The sequence below is a fragment of the Eubacterium sp. 3_1_31 genome, assembly GCF_964249515.1.
GTDB lineage: Bacteria > Bacillota_I > Bacilli_A > Erysipelotrichales > Erysipelotrichaceae > Longicatena > Longicatena caecimuris.
The window spans coordinates 52,676-72,508 of sequence record NZ_CAXUBY010000007.1 but is presented as its reverse complement, the minus strand read 5'-3'; the positions used below and the strand labels follow the sequence as shown (position 1 = coordinate 72,508).

16 protein-coding genes are annotated in these 19,833 nt (G+C 36.2%); all 16 read right to left on the bottom strand.

Annotated features, from left to right (window positions below):
- Positions 1-37: 37 nt before the first annotated feature.
- Positions 38-2,770 carry a bifunctional glycosyltransferase/CDP-glycerol:glycerophosphate glycerophosphotransferase gene (locus ACESSZ_RS04770; protein WP_117547945.1) on the bottom strand — a complete coding sequence of 911 codons (2,733 nt, stop codon included), beginning with the start codon at positions 2,768-2,770 and terminating at the stop codon, positions 38-40.
- 2 nt (positions 2,771-2,772) lie between these two features.
- On the bottom strand, positions 2,773-4,431 hold the full coding sequence (locus ACESSZ_RS04765; RefSeq protein WP_270355650.1) for a CDP-glycerol glycerophosphotransferase family protein: 1,659 nt from the start codon (positions 4,429-4,431) through the stop codon (positions 2,773-2,775).
- On the bottom strand, positions 4,424-5,572 hold the full coding sequence (locus ACESSZ_RS04760) for a CDP-glycerol glycerophosphotransferase family protein (RefSeq protein WP_117547943.1): 1,149 nt from the start codon (positions 5,570-5,572) through the stop codon (positions 4,424-4,426). Before ACESSZ_RS04760 ends, ACESSZ_RS04765 begins: the two co-directional genes overlap by 8 nt.
- Before the next feature lie 15 nt (positions 5,573-5,587).
- A complete protein-coding gene (locus ACESSZ_RS04755; protein ID WP_008690545.1) occupies positions 5,588-6,631 on the bottom strand; it encodes an acyltransferase family protein in 1,044 nt (347 codons plus the stop codon).
- A 70-nt stretch (positions 6,632-6,701) separates the two neighbouring features.
- On the bottom strand, positions 6,702-7,541 hold the full coding sequence (locus tag ACESSZ_RS04750; RefSeq protein ID WP_008690543.1) for an ABC transporter ATP-binding protein: 840 nt from the start codon (positions 7,539-7,541) through the stop codon (positions 6,702-6,704).
- A 13-nt stretch (positions 7,542-7,554) separates the two neighbouring features.
- Positions 7,555-8,385 (bottom strand): ABC transporter permease, encoded by an 831-nt coding sequence (locus tag ACESSZ_RS04745; protein ID WP_008978200.1) that lies wholly within the window; start codon positions 8,383-8,385, stop codon positions 7,555-7,557.
- Positions 8,386-8,669: 284 nt separating this feature from the next.
- Positions 8,670-11,228, bottom strand: coding sequence for an RCC1 domain-containing protein (locus tag ACESSZ_RS04740; protein ID WP_117547942.1), 2,559 nt, complete (start codon positions 11,226-11,228; stop codon positions 8,670-8,672).
- 96 nt (positions 11,229-11,324) lie between these two features.
- A complete protein-coding gene (locus tag ACESSZ_RS04735) occupies positions 11,325-12,191 on the bottom strand; it encodes a GHKL domain-containing protein (RefSeq protein WP_117547941.1) in 867 nt (288 codons plus the stop codon).
- Positions 12,166-12,978: a hypothetical protein gene (locus ACESSZ_RS04730; RefSeq protein WP_117547940.1), complete on the bottom strand. Its 813-nt coding sequence runs from the start codon at positions 12,976-12,978 to the stop codon at positions 12,166-12,168. The genes ACESSZ_RS04735 and ACESSZ_RS04730 overlap by 26 nt, the downstream gene beginning before the upstream one ends.
- Positions 12,979-12,980: 2 nt before the next feature.
- Positions 12,981-13,694: a LytR/AlgR family response regulator transcription factor gene (locus ACESSZ_RS04725; protein WP_270355136.1), complete on the bottom strand. Its 714-nt coding sequence runs from the start codon at positions 13,692-13,694 to the stop codon at positions 12,981-12,983.
- A 96-nt stretch (positions 13,695-13,790) separates the two neighbouring features.
- On the bottom strand, positions 13,791-14,486 hold the full coding sequence (locus ACESSZ_RS04720) for a hypothetical protein (protein WP_270355137.1): 696 nt from the start codon (positions 14,484-14,486) through the stop codon (positions 13,791-13,793).
- Positions 14,487-14,488: 2 nt separating this feature from the next.
- Entirely contained in the window at positions 14,489-15,280 is a 792-nt protein-coding gene (locus tag ACESSZ_RS04715) for a hypothetical protein (protein WP_117547938.1), read from the bottom strand.
- A gap of 566 nt (positions 15,281-15,846) precedes the next feature.
- Complete coding sequence (locus ACESSZ_RS04710) at positions 15,847-17,127, bottom strand: SPFH domain-containing protein (RefSeq protein WP_008978188.1); 1,281 nt, start codon at positions 17,125-17,127, stop codon at positions 15,847-15,849.
- A gap of 42 nt (positions 17,128-17,169) precedes the next feature.
- The gene (locus ACESSZ_RS04705) at positions 17,170-18,060 is read right to left on the bottom strand and encodes a TIM44-like domain-containing protein (RefSeq protein WP_119983431.1); all 891 of its coding nucleotides are present in this window, start codon (positions 18,058-18,060) and stop codon (positions 17,170-17,172) included.
- Between the two features lie 172 nt (positions 18,061-18,232).
- The gene (gene ftsX / locus ACESSZ_RS04700; RefSeq protein ID WP_117547936.1) at positions 18,233-19,135 is read right to left on the bottom strand and encodes a permease-like cell division protein FtsX; all 903 of its coding nucleotides are present in this window, start codon (positions 19,133-19,135) and stop codon (positions 18,233-18,235) included.
- Positions 19,128-19,817, bottom strand: a complete 690-nt coding sequence (ftsE, locus tag ACESSZ_RS04695) for a cell division ATP-binding protein FtsE (protein WP_008690529.1) — start codon at positions 19,815-19,817, stop codon at positions 19,128-19,130. Before ftsE ends, ftsX begins: the two co-directional genes overlap by 8 nt.
- Positions 19,818-19,833: the final 16 nt, after the last annotated feature.

The following is a 19,833-nucleotide window of genomic DNA, read 5'->3' as shown; positions in this document are numbered from 1 at the left end:
AGAGGTTCTAACAACTGACGATTTCGTAATATATCATCTAAACACGCAGCTTATCAATGTCAATTTGTTTCTGGAATTTCATGATTTCCTGATAAATTCGCTCACAATTATGATGATCATTTTGAGCATAGAAATTATCTGCGCGCTTGCGATACTCCTCTTTCATGGCACAGCCTGTTTTCATATATTCACATAACATATCAATCAGCTGCTCACTCTTTGTACATATTTCACCAAAGCCCATCGTATCGTAGAAGAAGATACCATCATCATAATGTGGCGGTAAAACATCCGGATGGAAATACACAATCGGTTTTCGCATATACGCAAAGTCAAATTGCACACCGGAATAATCGGTAACCATTAAGCTGGATTCGGTTAAGATTTTTTCATAGCTCAGATCACCAACGGAAGGAATAACTTCTAATTCATCATTTTTGGTAAAGTCCTCAAGCTGCGAACTTAAGATTGGATGCAGCAAGAATTTAATCTTATATCCATAAGCTTTTGCACAACGTAATAATCGTTCATTGTTGATTAAATCGTTATACACATGGAAATATGTTGAATTTTTAAATTCCGGATTATAGCCTCTTTGTTCACCTTCACTGGTTGTTACAGGCAAGGCGTTGTACATACGCCATGTCGGTGATAATAAAATCTGTTTCTTATCGTTATTAATTAAGCCGTCATAACGTCCGATTCCGGTTAACTTCAAAATATCAAATCCCTGATAGCCATAGGCATGTTTGGATAAATTTTCATACTCAAACTTACTTGCTAAAAAATACATTAGGGTATTATCAATGATACGGCGCTGGGCGATTGCACACTTTTGCACCGATAATCCATGCTGCAGACACATGGAGCCAAAGTTACATAAGCCTCTGATATATTTAGAAGTACTCTTATTATAGCCATTGAATGGGAATAAATGAGAATTCGTTATTAAGACAATATCGGCATGGACAAAAACAAGTTTATGCTTTAACGAGCCGTTCTTTAAAGGCGTATAGCCATCTTCCTTCAACTTTCGATAATCACTTGTATTTTCATTAATCAAATAATACTTCGTGATGCCATCATCAAATTTGGCACTATAGCGGTATAAATACTCACAACTGTCTCCGCCTTTATACAGCTTATCCAACATGAGCCAAATGCGTTTATTCTTATACCATGGATACGTGATCCAATATAACCAACGAAAGCCTAAAGCCGCAAAATCCTTTTTATGATGGTTTTTAATTAAATTTAATTGGAATTGTATCTCTCGTTTTATGACATTTGTCTTCGTCGCTTTTTTAATGGTAATACCATTATCGGCATGATGACATAAATATTTATGGAAGCGCCAGTAGGAATACCGCGGTGTCTTGGATAGTTTTGCCCAATGATTCGCAAATGAAATCTTCATCTGATATTCTTCTCCCTGAATGCGGGCATAGAAGGTAATTCTCTGCATTGCTTTTTTCTCATCTAAAGGAAATTCCAGATGATATGTGAGACGGCGATATCCTGGGACCCCAAAGTATTTTGTTAAGGAATATGCATCAGTATCTACTACCGGATATTCTTTCCCATTAAATTTTGCGTAATATTCTACCTTCCCATGCTGAAAGATACTGATTAATGAACCATCGATCCAAACCTTTCCCTGAATGTAATTCATGACATTGATCGTAAAGCGATGTTTATTCAAAGAAGAGATGCGCAAACCATGAAAACACATTTCTACATCCCGCTCATTCTCCTCATCCAAAACACTTTGATAGGTGTATGCCACTTGGTCTTTTCCATATTTGATACGCAAATACATGCAACGAATCTCTGGATTTTTTGTCATATAGGACAATTCATCTTGATTCAAGAGATAATAATCATCAATCTGTAGAAATAATGTTTGGACTAAGTCTAAATACGTATCTAGTTTTTTCCCTAAGACGACTTTTTTATTGCGATTATCTTTATTGGCCATCATTCGACAATTTACATAATAGACACAATAATTTTGTAAAAAGGCCGGAATCGTTTTCTGGGTTTTTTTCGCATATTCTAACAATGGGATAAGATAGCTCTGCAAAGATTCATGATACCAACGTGCATCATGGGATGGGACATGATAAAGCACTTGATTTTCACGTGGCGCAAAGTATTCATATTCCGCTTTTGCTACGGTGGCATAAACCGGTTTTTCTAATAGAAGCTTCATCACCATATCGGTGCCTGCTTCAAATGGCAGGGTTTCATTAAATCCTATCCGTTTGATCATTTCACTATGAAAGATGGAAGAATCTAAAGCAGTATGTAAAGCAGAATACTCCTGTGACAGATCATAGACAGTGTCTTCTTCAATAAAAAGTTTGCTTAAAATGTGCTGTTTGCGTGTTTTTGTCATCAATGGGTTATTGCAATAGGATTTACCGACAACAAAGGTAGCCGCAGGATTTTCTTCCATTACTTTCATTGCTTTCTTGATGAAATGATGATTTATCGTATCGCCGGTTTCCATAAACATCACATAAGATGTATCAACATATTGCATCGCCTGATTCAATAAGGCTCCCCGCAGGTTGGCATCACTTTCGATAAGCTTTGCATGAAAAGATGACAATGCTACTTTTTCAACCGTTTCCCTATCTTTTGGCGCACAGACAAGGATAAGCTGAAAAGCTTTCTCTTTTTGTTGGCGCAGGCTTTCTAATGTTTTCGCTAGCCCTTCTACCCCATTCTGCATCGTCAATACAATTGTCAGTTTTCTTTCATCCATACTCAACACCTCTCGCCTTTCTCATGTAAAAGGATGCTGTCTATCACGATATCACTCGACAGTTTCTCATGTGTATCAAAGCATTCTTCAATAAATGCAGCCAGTTTTTCCATTTCAAAAGTTTTATTACGAATAGTCGATAAGACCTCATCAAACGTTGTACACACCTTGCCGCACGCATCATCCAAACTGCGATGCACCCCTCGGCGCAGCTGATAATAATCTTTATCAAACGCATAGAAAATGATTGGCTTTTTATGTAACGCAAATTCATAAATATTACTTGAAAAATCTGTAATTAAGATATCCGTAATATAAAACATATCATTGATATCACCATATTGTGACAGATCTTTCACATAGGTTGCATAAGCAACAGGAATATCCACTTTTTCCTGAATGAAAGGATGCATCTTAAAGATAAAGGCATAGTCTTGTTCACAAAGCTTTGCAATACCATCCATGTCAATCTTATCAAATGGATAATATGCATCACTTTGCGTATTTCCTCGATAGGTTGGCGCAAACATGATGATCTTACGACCTTTTAATTCCGGGAAATCCTGATAGAATTTCCTTTTATAAGCATTTATACGTTCTTCATCTAAATAATTATCCAAACGTGGCAATCCGGTTGCTAAAAAGTGCGAACGATCAATTCCGAAAACTTCTTCATATACCGGAATTAAGCCTTTACTGCCTACTAAGGCATAATCATATTTACGATGACATGAATCTTTCGGTAATGGTGAGCCGGCTTTTCCAAAACGTGAATATCCTACCGATTTAAAGCCGACTCCGGCATGCCATGCCTGTATCAGTTTTGTTTTAGAGCTTAAAGTAATCGTTTTAAAAATAGGGACATAGTCATCCACAAAAATATAGTCCTGTTTCGCAATGAGCCACAACAGTCTTGACCATGTAAAAAAAGTTTTAAACTTGCTTTGCTGCAAGGTTTTTGAGAAAGAATAACTTATTTTAAAAGTTTTATCTAAGCCGCGTTCTTTCATACGATCATCAATCGCTTTTAAATTACCGCCAATCGGTGTTCTTGTTTCAGACATGAAGAGCACATGTTTGCCATCCTTTTTACGACAGCTGCTTAATACCGCAAAAATCCCTCTGATCGCCGCTTTGGTAAGAATAAAAGCTACTTTTCGGCATCCTTGTTTCAAGGATTTTGATTCTAAGCGCACATCTTTTCGATTGGGATGGTCATTTCTTTTCATATAGGTGGTAAAGGCACATAAAATCAAATCTTCTTCATCCCCATGGATGACCGAAGGAGTCTGCGGCGCTTTTTTCTGTAAAACCGCTATATCGCTAATCTGAAAATTAATGGCATAGGCATAGCATTCTTGGCCATAACGATACAGCTTATCCAATTGTTCCAGTTTGTATCCACATGCCGCTGTGATACTGAGATAATATTTTTCATGATCTTTTTCATAATAAAAATACCATTTCCCATTATCTAAAAGTTTGGTTTCATTAATGTTTACCATATTTATCGTCAGCTTATTGTCTACAGGTTGTTCTAGAGGATATACTTTTTTTAAATCCGTCACATAAAAATGGCAGTCCTTGATGGCATCCCCTTGTAAAGATAATGTCAGATAAATATTATGCCAATACATATCGGTTATGATAACTTTATTCATGTGCATCGTTTCCTTCTTTCATCAAATTCAATATAAAATCGGCAATATGAAGACTGGTGTTCCCATCATATACCACATATTTTTTGCAGAAGCGTTGTAATTCATCCATATCATACGGCTCTTTTTCAATAGCATCAATAATGACTTTAGGATCTTTACTGATGACTCCGGGAAGCTCGTTTTCATAGTCAATCGCAAGACCTCGTTTACCGGTGTAATTTTGCATATCAAAATTATAAAAATACAGAGGGATATTTAATAAAGCCGCTTCATAAATAATACAAGAATAATCACTGATAACAGCATCGGCAACAAACAACATATCAAAGGAGGTAAAGGAAGTATCAACCAATACATGTGGATTGTGAATCGTCAGCTTTGATAATGGATGCCGTTTTACCACTAGGATCTGATCATCATATAAGGCATCACACAGTTTATCAACATATGTCTGCATCATCGTTTCCTTTTTTCTAAATGTCGGAACATATAAAATAACTTGCTTTTCTTTCAAGATTGGATATTTTTGATATAGCTTTTTACGCATTTCTTGTTTATAAGAAGCATCGGTTAAGATATCCACTCTTGGCAAAGGATAAATGCGTACAATGTCTTCAGGGCAATGAAATCCCTTTGCTAAATCGGCTTGATAAGCAGGGGAACTGGCGAATACATAGGAATACTGTTCATGCATGCGCATGGCCTTCGCAATCTTCGTACTTGTTCCTTCTGCCGTATCCAATGCGGTATAACCAAATTTTTTCATCGTTCCTATCGAATGCCACATCTGAATGATTTTTAAAGAACGTCTATGTTTCAAAAGGGAGATGACGATACAATAGGTATCTAAGACGACCACTTTACTGCTGGCAATCTCTTTCATCTGCTTCAACATATGAAAGGCATATTTGATTTTATCTTTGTACGATGATTTTAATCCGCCATCTAAGGTGTGACATAAAAACACGACATCGACGGATGCATCTTGTTGTTGAAGAGCTTTTTTCAACAAGATGAAATCTATGGATGGTGTATTTGACTGTCGGGATATCATGACAACTTTATTTTTTACCGGTAAAAGTTTTATGAAAAAATATAAAACATTTAAGGCTGCGGTACCTAGCTTAATAATTGCCTGCATCTTTTCACTCCGTTCTTAAAATCGATGAATTATGTTTTGGAACCTTTTTGGCATTTTTACTATAAAATATAAATAACGATTAATAAACCATATAAATATCACCATGATGAAGTATATGATGATGGATGCTAACACGGCATAAAACTGACTTGTTAAAAAAATCGGGAAAGCCGCCTGGAGAATACGTAACATAGGGATGTGCAAAGCTAATATGATAATGGTATTCTGTCCGATATAGGATAATAGCTTCGAGTGGAAATTAAACTTTTTCGCAAGAAAGATGAGAATGAAGGATAACGAGAAGGAACTAATCAGCATATAGGTGATATTGCGATACAGTTCATTGCTCATATCTACTTGCTTATTGATAAATGCCGAAAAGGTTCCCACACAGAACAACAGAAAGATTTTAAAGCGATAATGCTCCTTAAAGGCATTCATGAAATTTGTAAAATACTTTCTTATCAGATAGCCACAACCATAATAAAATTGCGCAACTAAAGATACATCAAAATGGAATGGAGCATCCAAAAACTCTTTTCCCAACGGTGCCATAACACCGATGACACCCAAGATACACGACATTAAGAAGACCGATTTATCATCTTTTAAATAATAATGTATCATATAATAAATAACCTCAGCAAATAATAAGGTCATTAAAAACCATGTCGCATTGGATGGAGCTCTGACAACGGCGCTATTGGAATAGAAGACACCGAATAAAACTTCTATCAAAGAATCCGGTTGGATCATATGGGTTTTCATGTTGATGTACCAAAAAGGCAAGGATAATATATTTAACATGATGTAGGGATGAGCTAGTTTTATGATTTTATCTTTCACACAATCCATGATAGTCGTATATTTATCAGGACGAAATGTTAAGCCGGATATCATGAAAAATAATGGCATATGGAAGGAATAAATAAAACGAAATACTTTTCCTTCTTTAAACTTTAACAGTGAATGACCTAAAACGACGAAATACATGGAAATAGCTTTTAATTGGTCTAGCCACACTAATCTCGTCGTTGTATTTTCAACTGCTTTATCCATAAAAAACTCCTTTCATTGCATGTTCTTTCCCTTTCAACTATAGAGCAAAAGCAACAACGATGTTGTTGCTTTATTTTTTCGTGAATAATTTAGATAAGAATCCCTCTTTATAGTTATGAATGATTCGCTGTTCAAATTTTTCGTTTAACATTTTTTTCTTTTCTTTATCACTCATTGCATTCAATTTATCTACATACTCTGAATAGTGGTCACATACTTCATTAATTTCCCCAAATTCAATAAGCTTTCCACCTTCAATCCACATTCCCGTCTTACAGAATTCTCGTACCTGTGGCAATGCATGTGAGATAAAGAAGATTGTCTTTCCTTGTTCATCACGCAGTTTTTTCATACGATTCATACATTTCTGGGCGAATCCTTTATCTCCTACGGATAAGGCTTCATCGACAATAAAGATATCCGGATCCAATGCCAGAGATATTGAAAAACCAAGTCTTGATTTCATACCGCTGGAATATTTTTTTACCGGCTGATATAAGAAATCGCCTAATTCTGCGAATTCAATAACATCCTCTGTAATTTCTTGAATACGTTTTTTAGAAAGGCCCATCAAAGCACCCTTAACGTTGATATTTTCTAAGCCGGTCAATTGTTGATTCAGCCCTGTATTGATGGAAATTAAGGCTTGTTCTCCACTAACATTCATTTCCCCGCCATCGATATCGGATATACCGGCTAAAATAACGGATAACGTTGATTTACCGGAACCATTGGTTCCTAACACACCAACAACATCGCCTTTTTCAACTTTGATACTAATATCTCTTAACGCATAAAAGCTTTCATTATCATTTGACTTTTGTCCGTCTTTTTTCTTTAATTTATAAATTTTAGAAATATGATGTAATTCTACCGCATAAGGGTTTGTTTCATATGTATTTTTTGCCATTCTTATCACCTGCCTAAATTAAGTCAATGAACTTACGTTTAAACTTATACATCAGCATACAGCCAATTACAAATAAGACAATCGTTACTCCCCAGAAATAAATCGTCTGTGCCGGGTGAGCAAATATCCATCGGTTATAGAAAATACAATCACGGTAGCCATTTACGATATAATACACCGGATTTAATTTCATAATAATGTTTAGGATATTATGAAATGGAACACTTGCCGCAAAATGACATTCCCAAATAACGGGTGAAAAATACATCAGCATTCGCATTAGCGAAGTTACCAGTTTTCTGACATCTCTCCACAACATCGTTAAGACGGATAAGATCAAGGTGACAGATTCAACGAACATAAAGGAACAGATCGTAAAATAAATCAACCCTAACCAATATACATTCGGGAAGAAACCGCACATAAATAACATCACGATTGCAATCAGCATCATACAAAGGTGATTAAAGAATTCCTTCGCACAAATCGTTGCCGGTAAGACACTGACAGGGAATTTCATTTTGGTGATAACGCTGGTTTTGGAGAAAATGGCATTACAACCATTCTGGATACATGGCTGAATAAACCACCATGCAGCATACCCAACGACCAACCAAGGCAGATAATTAATTTCAATACCGTCATGTTTGATAGGTTTTCTTGACCATGCCAAACCAAAAATCAGGAAATATGTAAGCACCTGAATTGCCGGTGATGCAAAATTCCAAAATAATCCAAACTTAGAGTCACGCATATCCGCAAGTAATTCATACTTCGCGATGCAAAATATACGATATAAGTTAGAGAAGTTTTCTTTTACTACATACTGTACGCTTTTAAACATATACAATACTCCTTTTTTCATTGCTTCCTATAAGCACTATTTGCACAATCTACCACATTATACAACATATAGCAAGTAGAAACTAGAGTTTTTTTACCATTTCTAAAGGGAAGATCCATTTCTTACCATCGTATCAAAGAGGTAATATTTCACGGTTACATGATGATTATAGGGGAAAAAGCGTATGACAGGATGAAGATGGTACAAGTAAAGAAAAGTGTTTCTAACGCACAACATTCGCGATAGAAACACTTCTTTATCTTTCCATAAGATGGTTTTTAAGCTTACTTTGTTTTGCAAGGTTTCATCGAACTATAAGAGCCATAATACTTTTTACCATCTATCGTCTTATAAGCTCTTACTTTTACATAATACGTTTTATTTCTTGATAGTTTTAAGGTTTTACTTGTACCACTTGTGACATACTTCAGTTTTCCTTTAGCACTTGTGGCATAGGCTATTTGATAACCGCTTGCTCCTGTGGCTTTGGCTGTTACCTTTAAGCTTCCTTTGCCTGCCTTGATACTCACACTTGGTTTTTTCGGTACGATCTTAAAGCTCTTAGTGATTGTTCCACTATAGTTGCCTTTTCCGGTGATTTTTACTGTGCCTTTTCCGGTTGCTACATTTTTTCCATAAGACAGTGTGTAATCACGTCCGTTTTTTAAAGTTGTTTTTCCATATTTCACCGTAATGGATGGTTTGATAGCCTTTCCTGTATAGGTTCTTGTAGATAGACTGCTATAGCTTAATGTGGTAACACTTCGTTTACTAATTGTAAATGTCTTCGTAATCGAACCGGTATAATTCCCTTTTCCACTGATCTTTACCGTTCCTTTGCCGGGAGAAATATTCTTTCCATAAGAAACTGTATAATCGCGTCCATTCTTTAAGGTCGTTTTTCCATACTTCACGCTAATGGATGGTTTGATAGCCTTTCCCGTATAGGTTCTTGCAGAAAGTCCGCCATAGCTTAATGTGGTGACACTTCGTTTACTAATTGTAAATGTCTTCGTAATCGAACCGGTATAATTTCCTTTACCACTGATTTTTACCGTTCCTTTACCTAATGCGGTATTCTTTCCATAAGAAACTGTATAATCTGTTCCATTCTTTAACGTTTTCGTACCATCTTTTATGGTGATGGATGGTTTGATTTGTCCTCCTGAATAGGAATAATTACTTCCCATTGTACATGAAAACTTTTCTATGCTTCGTTTCTTTATCACAAAACTTTTTGATATGCTGCCTGTAAAGTTTCCTTTTCCTGTTATGATAACCGATGCGTTACCGGCATTTGTATTATTCTTATATGCGATTGTATAATCCGTATTATTCAGCAAGACCTTGTCAGCGTATTTTACAGTGACAGAAGGTTTTATTTCTTTCCCTGTATAGGTCACAGAATTGATACTACTCATTGTTGCTTGTGAAAGACTTTTGACTTTCGGCAGTACGATTTTACTTGGTGTAGATACAGAGCCTGTATTCCCCAATAAGTATCCTACATTTTCACCCCACGCATAAAGCTCACCTGTGTACATCAACGCTAAAACAGAGTTGTCTACTAATTTAGCTTTTTTGACATTTGTTAAAACTTTTATTGGCTTAGTAGAATCCGTCTTGGTTCCATTTCCTAATTGCCCAAAATAATTAAATCCCCATGTGTAAACTTCTCCGTTTTTCGATAAAGCAAGACCGTTATTAATCGATAACTCAATAGATGCAATGTTTGATAATATTTTAACCGGCTTTTTTTGATTTCCCATTGTTTGCCCATTCCCTATTAAGCTGTCATTATTATTGCCAAACATATATAAGTCATCATCTTTTGTAATCACTGCCGTAATATTTTGAAATAAAGAAACCGATTTTACATTATTCATGATCTTTACTGGCTTCGTTACTTCATATTCCATATCGTTTCCATTACCAATTTCACCATAAAAGTTTTCACCCCACATATAAAGAGATCCATCTTTTTTAATAGCGGCAGAACGATTGTCGTTTATGCAAAAAGACGCTACATCACTCATGACTTTTACTGGTGTGTCTTGTTTCGTATTCGTTCCATTTCCGATTTGCCCATTAGAATTATCTCCCCATAAGAATAAATCACCATTATTTTTTAAAACACCCCAGAAATGATCTTTTATGTCAAAGTCTGCCACATCATCCAATTTCATCTGACCATTTTCACCAGTTCCCCATAGGTATAAATTGCTCGTTGCAGATAAAGCACCGGTATAATATTTATAACTTTTATACTTCACAGCATTACTTATTAATTTTTTAGGTGGTGTGCTCGTTTTACTTCCTTGGCCCGTCATCGCAGACAAAGAATCACCGCCCCATGTATACAGATCGCCATTTTTCTTTATAGCAGCACAATCCGACCCCGGTATATAGGTTTTTACATCACTCATAATTTTAGTTGGTGTAAGTTTCTTAGTATCCCAAGATGCTGAAATGCCCAAATCTCCATATCGATTTGATCCATTAGTATATATACTTCCATCTGTTTTTAAAATAACGGTTGACCTTTCTTTTTTTTCAACCGCCTTGACATCTCCCATAATGCGCGTAGGCATATGTTTGGCAATCGTCGTATTGTCCCCTACTTCGCCATCCGTATTACGTCCCCACATATAGAGGCTACCATTTTTCGTAACAACTGCACCTTCCATACTATCTGAAGCATCAAAGTCAACAACTTGATATCCATCATCTTCTGCTGCCCTTACCTTTGACATCCCTAATGTTGTATTTTCCACATCGACTGGCAACATCATACAAGATATTGACAATACACCTGCGATAATTCCTTTTAAAATTTTTTTCATCTCTGTTGTTCCACCTTTCTTTATTAATCAATCATTTTTATTATAGTCGAAAAAGGAATCGCTGCCTTACGAATAATGACATGAAACTTGATGTTTTTACGATATGGTACCAACATTTACATTTTCCATAAACACGGTGATGCTTACCTCATGTCCCTTATCCCGAATTAACATATCTCCATGATACTTTTCAGCTGTCCGCTGTAAAATTTTTAACCCCAGTCCATGCGGTTCACTCGTGTCTGTTTTTGTCGTTTTCCCGCTGTTTTTATCAATGTGTAGATTGGCAGGTTTTGCGTTTTCTACCTTAACGATCAGCTGATTCATTTTTAATGCCGAAGTTATGTTTAACATGCGCTGTGTTTCATCAACTTGGCAATTTGCCTCAATTGCATTATCTAATAAGTTGGCATAGACACATATCAAGTCGACATATGCAATATTGAGCTGTTGTGGTATTTGCACTTGGATATCAAAGGGTATATGCAGGCTTTTCGCTAACAGTGATTTATTATACAGGATAGCATCAATCGTTTTGTTATCACAAAAATCTACTTGATAAAGCTGCTCACTGTTGGAAATAATCTCATTTACCGCTTCATGGAATGCTTTTTCACTCATCTTTTCCGCATTCATTTGTAGATTTTTTAACATAAACGAAACTTGCTCTTTAATGTCCTCTAACTGATTATCCAATTGCGCTTTCACCTTTTTGTGTTCTTCGGCATATTTTTGTTGCTTAAGCAGCATGCTTTGTTTTTTCTCTTCTTCTATGTTGCGAAATATTTTACGAAACAAATAATATAACACGATGCAGGAAATGACTTGCAATAAGAATACTCCTGCATATACATACATATCACTTGTTTTATGCCATTGCCCAAATGCTAAAACAGTGAAGATCAGCACTTGCATGATACCTAATAAACCGATTTCTTTATTCTTCTTTAAAAATTGAATCATGTTGTTCCTCCTGATGTAACAGCATATGGGCTGTTTCCATATAATTTTGTAAATCATGATGTAATACATGCTGGTACATTCGATTATCTTCAGAATTTCTTAATAACAATTCATAAGAAGCATAAGATGCTTTTACCTTTTCTTGTCTTTGATACATAAGGCTGACATGACGTGCTTCATAACAAAAGATGATAAAAAAGACACTTTGGACAATTCCTGTTATAAAGTAGTTGATTTCGTTTTTCGGACAGCATAGTAAATAAAATACCGGTGCCAAAAAAATAGTAATCATTCCACTGGCACAAAATAATAACAAATATTCCGGGTTTCGGGAAGGTGATATTTGAAAATATGAACGTAGGATTTTTTGTACAAGATAAGCAAAGCCCCAAGTAATCAGAAAGCATATGCCATATACCCATGGTTGTTTTAATAAGATAGTCATTATATCAATATGCAAAATATACATAACAATAAAATCGAACAAAAACTCCGGTAAGAATAAAATCATAAGATATGTCATTGCCACAAATATGCGATATTTGATTTGGTCTTCAAATAAGAAAATAACAAAACCAAACATTACTGCATATGCAATCAGTGATCGCACGACTCTGTCACTGGATAAAAATGGCAACATATCACAAATCATAAAGTTGAGCGCGAAAATACCGTATTGCCATAATTTCCCTTTGAATGTAAGACAGCGATAGCAAAACCATACGAATACGATGTTTAACATTGTCTGGTAAAAGAGCTGAAAAGATGTAACTGATAATATATTCATAACTACACCATGCTTTCATCCATTAGATGATAAATTTTTTCTTTTGCGGTTTTTTTATAGCTTCGACTGACAGGCAATTCTTTTCCGTTTTTCATAATGATTTTATCTCTTGAAAACGAGCGGATGTAATCAAAATTGATAATAAAACTGTGATGAATACGAATAAATAAATCCTCCGGTAATTGATTCATAATATCATCGATCTTCTGATAAACGGTTTGTTCTTCATCACACATAATGATATTTGTTTTACGTCCTTCCCGTTCGATATAAATAATATCGGGAATGCTTAATAAGATAACTTCTTTTTTCCAATGAATCGGCAATATGTTACGCTCTTTATTGTGATAATGCTTAATGGCTTTTGCCAGTGCTTTAGGAAAGCGATTTAAGGTATTTTTTTTATAAATGAAATAGACATGGTCAACTTCATACACAAAAGGAGCGTACTCTAAATAAGCACTTATAAAAATAACTGCCGTATGCGGGTAGATTCGCTTAACTTGTTTTGCCAGTTCAATACCATTGGCATTTGACAGGCGAATATCCATAATGAGAATATCTATCGGCTTCCCTAATTTCATATGTTCTTGCAAACCTTCAGCATCAATATAACAAGTGATTTTATATTGCTCCCCTTGCAAATATTGTTCACATAATATTCGATATTCTTCCAATTGGATATATTCATCTTCTACGACTACAAGTTGCATCATCATTCTTCCTCCTCTGTAATGTTTTGACTGTTTCTAATTGATTTTGCAAATCATGGCGAAAAAGTCGTACATATTCATCTCTTTTCTTTACATCGTTTAAATAATGTCATTCACTTCTGTATAAAATACTTGATGGTTATGTAATGCTAATTCACTCCTTTTCTTTCGCACATATTCCCATAGGGTAATCATACTTCCGATAAAGCAGGCCATTGCCAATACAAAACATATTCTCATATCATTTTTATAATAACCGCCGATAATAACAAATAACGGGAACAATACAACCATAAAGAAGGCTAATAGAAAGATTATCCATAAGTACAGGTCGATTGATATGGTAAGATGGTCTTTTTTTCGTATACTGCGTGAACATAAGACCATGCATGGGTATATCAAAAGAAGTGATAGAAAGATAACATCCGTATGCTCTGCATAAAAAGAAGCGATATCCCCTTTTAGCAGTAATAATACAAAGTCAAATGGCAATTCTGACAAGATCAACAGACTACTAATTGCTAGAATATGGAAGACATATCGTTTTGCTGATCCTTTATAAAAGATATGTTGAGAGAAATACCAACAAGCATATGTAAAAATATTACGCATAACGACTTGATGAATAAGTATGGTTTCGGTAATTAGAGCTGCCACAGAGCAAATAATGATACATGCAGGCAAAGACAGTTTCTTATAGTTTCGTTCTAGTAAAGAATCAAAGAAACAAGCAATGCCAATCGATAAGAGCACATTATAAATTAAAAAATTTAAAGATGTATCCGCTGTTTGCATTTCTATTCATCTTCCCTTTTTTTAGTAGTAATATCTTTTCTACATATGAGTTCTAATGCCGCTAATTGATTTTTTAAGTCATGACGCAAGATCTGATTATATTCCATCTTATACTCCTTCATCTGTTCAACCTCTTCTAACATCGCCTGGGTATTACTTTGCATTCGCTTGATTTGCAGCGTGCTGTCATAGTATTTTTTCAATACGTAATGATTTAACCATAGCAGCAAGATTTCCATCATTAATAAAATTGGTGATTGTGCTTTTAAAAAATCTTGTAAGTAAATTAACAACGGTATAAAAAAAATTAATAAGAAATATGATAAAAGCAACACTGTCAAATACACATTTATGTGTAAAACCGCGTGCCGTCTTTTTCTTAAAAAATATGATACTAGCCATAAACCAATAAAATTCCAAAGCCCTAATAATGGCATGGTTATCGGATACTGTTGTAAAAATACTTCAGGTGAATACGTGGTACAATTTATTACATAAAGATCCAAAGGGATTTCCAAGATAGGAACCATCAGCATAAGGATCACAAGAACGACCATTCTCCATAATAAACGGTCTTTATACAAGAAGCAGATAATAAAAAGCAAACTGCTAAAATATAAGAATTCGCGCATCAATAGTTCTTCATAAAAAATATTCATGATAACAATGGAACTGAACAAATTACAGATAAGATGGATGTACAGGGAAGTTTTTCCATATGCTCTTGTCAAAAGAGTATCCAGATAATAGGTGATGGCGAGTGCATATAAAAAATTATAAACAGCAACATTCATTTCTTACTCACCTACCCCGACTTCACGTATATATATTATCTCATATATCTCTTTTTAATTATGTCAAAAATTACATGAATCGCGATATTTTTACAATATATCCTTACAATTGCTACACCATATAGGAAAAGTGCTTAAGCAATTTGAAGATGATTGGTAAACGCTTATCATGGTTATTATCGGATAGCTTCTAATACAAAGAAAAAGCAATTTATCCGAGATGGAAAAATTCCATGTTGTTGTTTGATTATCTTTTTTTAGCTGTAGCTTATGAAGAGCATGCAGCACGCTGCTAATCAGTAACGTGATTGCGGTAATTGTGATATAAAAATAGTATTTAGAAGCATTCAGATTATAAAAATAGTCGATAAATCAGTATAGAAATAAACTGTCGAACAGAAAAAGATAACAATATGCCATCTTCCTTGCCATAATTAAATATCCGGTTTCTTTCTCCATAACAACACTCCCCTATGTATGCTTTATGTATAGTATAGCACTTTTTTATGCGCAGCTACATCGTTTTTTGTATGAAAAAGAAGTGCTGTTCACACTTCTTTTCGTGTTTATTTGTTTTTATTCGGGCTGCCACATTCCGGACAGAATTTCATATTCTCATCACTGGTATAGCCACATGCTTCATTACTGCAAACAAAACCTTTTGTTGGTTTTGGTTTTCCACATTCACTACAGAAGTTGCCGGAATTGACTGCTCCACAAGCACATGTCCATCCTTCTTCTTGCGGCTTCGGTTTTCCGCATTCACTGCAGAAGTTACCACTGTTGACAGCGCCGCAAGCACATGTCCATGTCGGCTTGGATGAGGCTGGTTCCTTCTTCATGAAGAAAGGATTATCTTCTTGTTGCTGCATGCCGCTATACATATTAGCACCTTGTCCACCTGCTGCATTGGCCATTCCCATACCTAAGAATCCGGTAAAAGCTCCGGCTTCATTACTGGCTGCATTCTCCATAGCATTGGCCTGTGCGCCAGCAAGTCTTCCGGCTGCTACGCGAGAATCAGATAACATAATGGCATCATCGATGGTTTCAATACGTTTTCTGGATTCATCATCCGGTGTAACCTTAGAGATTGCGACAGCTTCAATTTCCATTCCCCGACGTTCACGCCATTCTTCATCGAGGGTGTCATTCATGAACTTCGCAATTTCACGCTGCCGTTTTGGCAGATCATTAAATTGGAATCCTTCATCACTACATTTTGCCAAAGCTTCATCCAATGCATTCACAAATTCTGCATCGCATTGTTCCATCAAATCAGCTTTTGTATAAACATCACTAATATTTCCACTGATGTTGGTATAGAAAACGATAGGGTCTTTGATCTTGAACGTATAAGAGCCAAAATAACGAATATAAATCGCACGATATGTTGGATCGTTATATGCCATCGGTGTAGCACTGCCAAATTTATTATCAAAGATTTCCTTTAAATTAATGAAATAAACACGTTGATCTTTGCCGGCAGTACCACCCATTGTAAAACGTTTCCCAAACGTTTTAAAGGAATCCTTTAATCCCTGCCAGCCGTTATCAAACAAACTTGGCTCACTGGAAGAATCCCAGATAAAACGACCGGGTTCTACAGTAAAATCAACGACCTTACCATCTTCCACAATCAACATTGCCTGTCCTTCATTAACCGCAATACCGCTGCCATTGGTGATGACATCCGGACTGCCTTTCGTGTTACTTCCGGCATCGACACGTTTACTGGCTTTTTTAACCAGTACATCATCGCTTAATGAATCACAATAGAAATACTCCAGCCATTGATCGGCTAATGTTGTTTTCGCACTGCTGATAGCTGCTTTAATTAATCCCATATGCTTACCTCCTCGTCATATATTGGATATGTCTAAGTATGCTTACCATGGACTGTAACGGTTTAATACCCAGCCAAAATCACCATTGGTAATGATGGATTTACAATATTCACATTGTCCGCTGCTGGTCACCGTAGTAGGTGCTCCACAATTCGGGCAATTGGTAACTGCTGTACCTTCCTGTTCTTTTGTTTTTATCCCTTTCTTACGAATAAATTCAAGATTATAAGAACGATATACATAATCTGTTTTACTTCCTTCTAACACTTTGCCACTGTCATCATCGACAACATAATCAAGCAGGCTGGCATCTAACTTCACATGGACAATTTCATGTTCCTCATCACTGCTATAGCTGGCAATCGTAATGCCTCTGACATTCTGCATATTCATGTAATTGGTTTTATGATGGTCTATATATTCCTGTAATTGGCGATTATGAACATTGAACAAAGTATTACTTTCAAATGGGCGTACCTTATGCCAATCTTTGGCTTCCCATGCCTCTTGCAAGGTCAACCACACTTCACTTGCATAATTACGAAAGTTTTCGGCTGAGAATGCAGGATCTTCTTCCTGGATACGGGCAATGATTTCCTCTTCAAAGATACCTTCATTAGATTTAATGCCGGGATTGGCATAAGTATACGTATTGCCTGTTCCCTTTCCTTTTCGCATATTATATACAGCATATAAAACCAATAAGACCAGCACAACAATTCCTATCGGTGAACTTGATAGAAAGAAAATACCACTTAATCCACCGGAACCGCCGTAAGAATGGGAGTATCCCCCACCTCCTCCTGAGCTGTGTCCGCCGCCGCCACTGAAGGAATTTCCTACATCGGCATGAATAGGGGCAGTTATCAGAAAGCAGAAACTCAACAATAACACTCCTATGACAGCTATTTTCATCACTTTTTTTCTATCCATACATCTGATCTCTCCTCTTCATAGTTCTATGTTGATTATAACAGACTCTTGACATTCTCACAATTCCCTTTCATGAACATCTAAAAATCGTTAGGTGCATAAAGAAAAGAGCATGATGTCAGGCTTCACCATATAAGATGAATCATTTTATCATACTCATACTATTTTTTGCTTAACGTTTCCAATGCAGATATTTCGTCGTTGATAAGAAACTGCCTATCAAGCCTACCAACATACCAAAACCTAATAAAGCGGCACAGATTTGTAAAGTGAATGGATATATCGGTTGTAAGCCAAATAAGCTTGTGACGATTTGACCGCCCAGCATTTCATATAAATAAGGATAACCAAAATATGTAAAGATGCATGGTAAGATGGCTCCCAATAAGCCAATTAGGATACCTTCCAACATGAACGGAACTTTGATGTACCAATTGGTGGCACCGACATTTCGCATGATGGCAATTTCAGCATTGCGGGCATAAATGGTCATTTTAATCGAATTACTAATCAAGAAGAGTGCCAAAAGAGTCAATAAGATGACAAAGATCATACCGCCAAAACGAATGGAATCAACCATGGACACCATCTTTGGTACACTGGTTCCTCCATACATCGTCTGTTTTACATGATCCAATTGTTCTATCTGCTTACTGATAGTCGCAATGGTATCGGCATCCTTCACCGAAACAAAGAAAGCATTACTTAAGGGATTCTCTTTTCCCCGATACATTTTAAAATCTTCTCCATGCTCCTTAATCATAAGTTCCAATTCATGATCGGCATCAGAAAAAGTCACTTTTTTTACACCTTGTACGCCTTCAATGTCTTTTTGTACATTATCAAGATCCGCCTTTTTCACCACATCAGGTTGCAACACGACATGAATCCGCAGATCATCTTCAATATTTTTTGTGAATAATGAAATATTACCTGCAATCATCAAAAAGGTACTAAACAATAATAAAGTTACCGTAACAGCGCTGATGGCAGATAAAGACATGGCCAAATGGCGAAAGATACTTATAAAGGCGGTTTTTATATGCTTGGGCAAGGAACGAAAGAAATTACTCATGTTTCAAGTAGCCCCCCTTCATGATATCGGCTATCACGTAGCCTTCTTCCAGACAGATGGTGCGTTTTTTGAAACGATCGACAATGGTAGAATCATGCGTGACCATGACAATGGTCGCATGTTCTACTTCATTGATTTTTTCCAGCAAATCCATGATTTCCGCCGACATTTGCGGATCCAAGTTCCCCGTTGGCTCATCCGCAATCAGCACTTTTGGATGATTGGCAATAGCACGGCCAATGGTTGCTCGCTGCTGCTGTCCGCCGCTTAATTCATCTGGGAAGGCTTTGGCTTTATCCTGTAAGGAAACCAGTTCTAGCACTTCCCGCACACGGCGTCGAATATCTACTTTTTTCATTCCGATAACTTCCAATGCAAAAGCGATATTTTCAAAGATCGTCATGCGTGGCAAAAGTCGAAAATCCTGAAAGACAACACCGATATTTCTGCGATACACAGGTACTTTAGAGTGTTTTAATTTTCCGACATTAATGTTTTCTACCATAACCGTGCCGGAATTTGGTATTTCTTCGCCATCCAGCAGTTTGATTAACGTAGATTTCCCACTGCCGGTAGGACCAATAATATAAACGAATTCGCCATCCTCGATGGTCAGATTGATATCACGCAGAGCATGAACCCCGTTTTTATATTCCTTTGAAACATTTTCTAATCGTATCATACGTTTCACTCCTGTC

Coding starts and splice junctions, on each gene's coding strand:
- ACESSZ_RS04750 (WP_008690543.1), bottom strand. CDS start 7,541: ATGGCAAAAAATACATATGAAACAAACCCTTATGCGGTAGAATTACAT.
- ACESSZ_RS04715 (WP_117547938.1), bottom strand. CDS start 15,280: ATGAATGTTGCTGTTTATAATTTTTTATATGCACTCGCCATCACCTAT.
- ACESSZ_RS04755 (WP_008690545.1), bottom strand. CDS start 6,631: ATGGATAAAGCAGTTGAAAATACAACGACGAGATTAGTGTGGCTAGAC.
- ACESSZ_RS04740 (WP_117547942.1), bottom strand. CDS start 11,228: ATGAAAAAAATTTTAAAAGGAATTATCGCAGGTGTATTGTCAATATCT.
- ACESSZ_RS04760 (WP_117547943.1), bottom strand. CDS start 5,572: ATGCAGGCAATTATTAAGCTAGGTACCGCAGCCTTAAATGTTTTATAT.
- ACESSZ_RS04770 (WP_117547945.1), bottom strand. CDS start 2,770: ATGGATGAAAGAAAACTGACAATTGTATTGACGATGCAGAATGGGGTA.
- ACESSZ_RS04745 (WP_008978200.1), bottom strand. CDS start 8,385: ATGTTTAAAAGCGTACAGTATGTAGTAAAAGAAAACTTCTCTAACTTA.
- ftsX (WP_117547936.1), bottom strand. CDS start 19,135: ATGAGTAATTTCTTTCGTTCCTTGCCCAAGCATATAAAAACCGCCTTT.
- ftsE (WP_008690529.1), bottom strand. CDS start 19,817: ATGATACGATTAGAAAATGTTTCAAAGGAATATAAAAACGGGGTTCAT.
- ACESSZ_RS04725 (WP_270355136.1), bottom strand. CDS start 13,694: ATGATGCAACTTGTAGTCGTAGAAGATGAATATATCCAATTGGAAGAA.
- ACESSZ_RS04735 (WP_117547941.1), bottom strand. CDS start 12,191: ATGATTCAATTTTTAAAGAAGAATAAAGAAATCGGTTTATTAGGTATC.
- ACESSZ_RS04730 (WP_117547940.1), bottom strand. CDS start 12,978: ATGAATATATTATCAGTTACATCTTTTCAGCTCTTTTACCAGACAATG.
- ACESSZ_RS04705 (WP_119983431.1), bottom strand. CDS start 18,060: ATGGATAGAAAAAAAGTGATGAAAATAGCTGTCATAGGAGTGTTATTG.
- ACESSZ_RS04710 (WP_008978188.1), bottom strand. CDS start 17,127: ATGGGATTAATTAAAGCAGCTATCAGCAGTGCGAAAACAACATTAGCC.
- ACESSZ_RS04765 (WP_270355650.1), bottom strand. CDS start 4,431: ATGAATAAAGTTATCATAACCGATATGTATTGGCATAATATTTATCTG.
- ACESSZ_RS04720 (WP_270355137.1), bottom strand. CDS start 14,486: ATGCAAACAGCGGATACATCTTTAAATTTTTTAATTTATAATGTGCTC.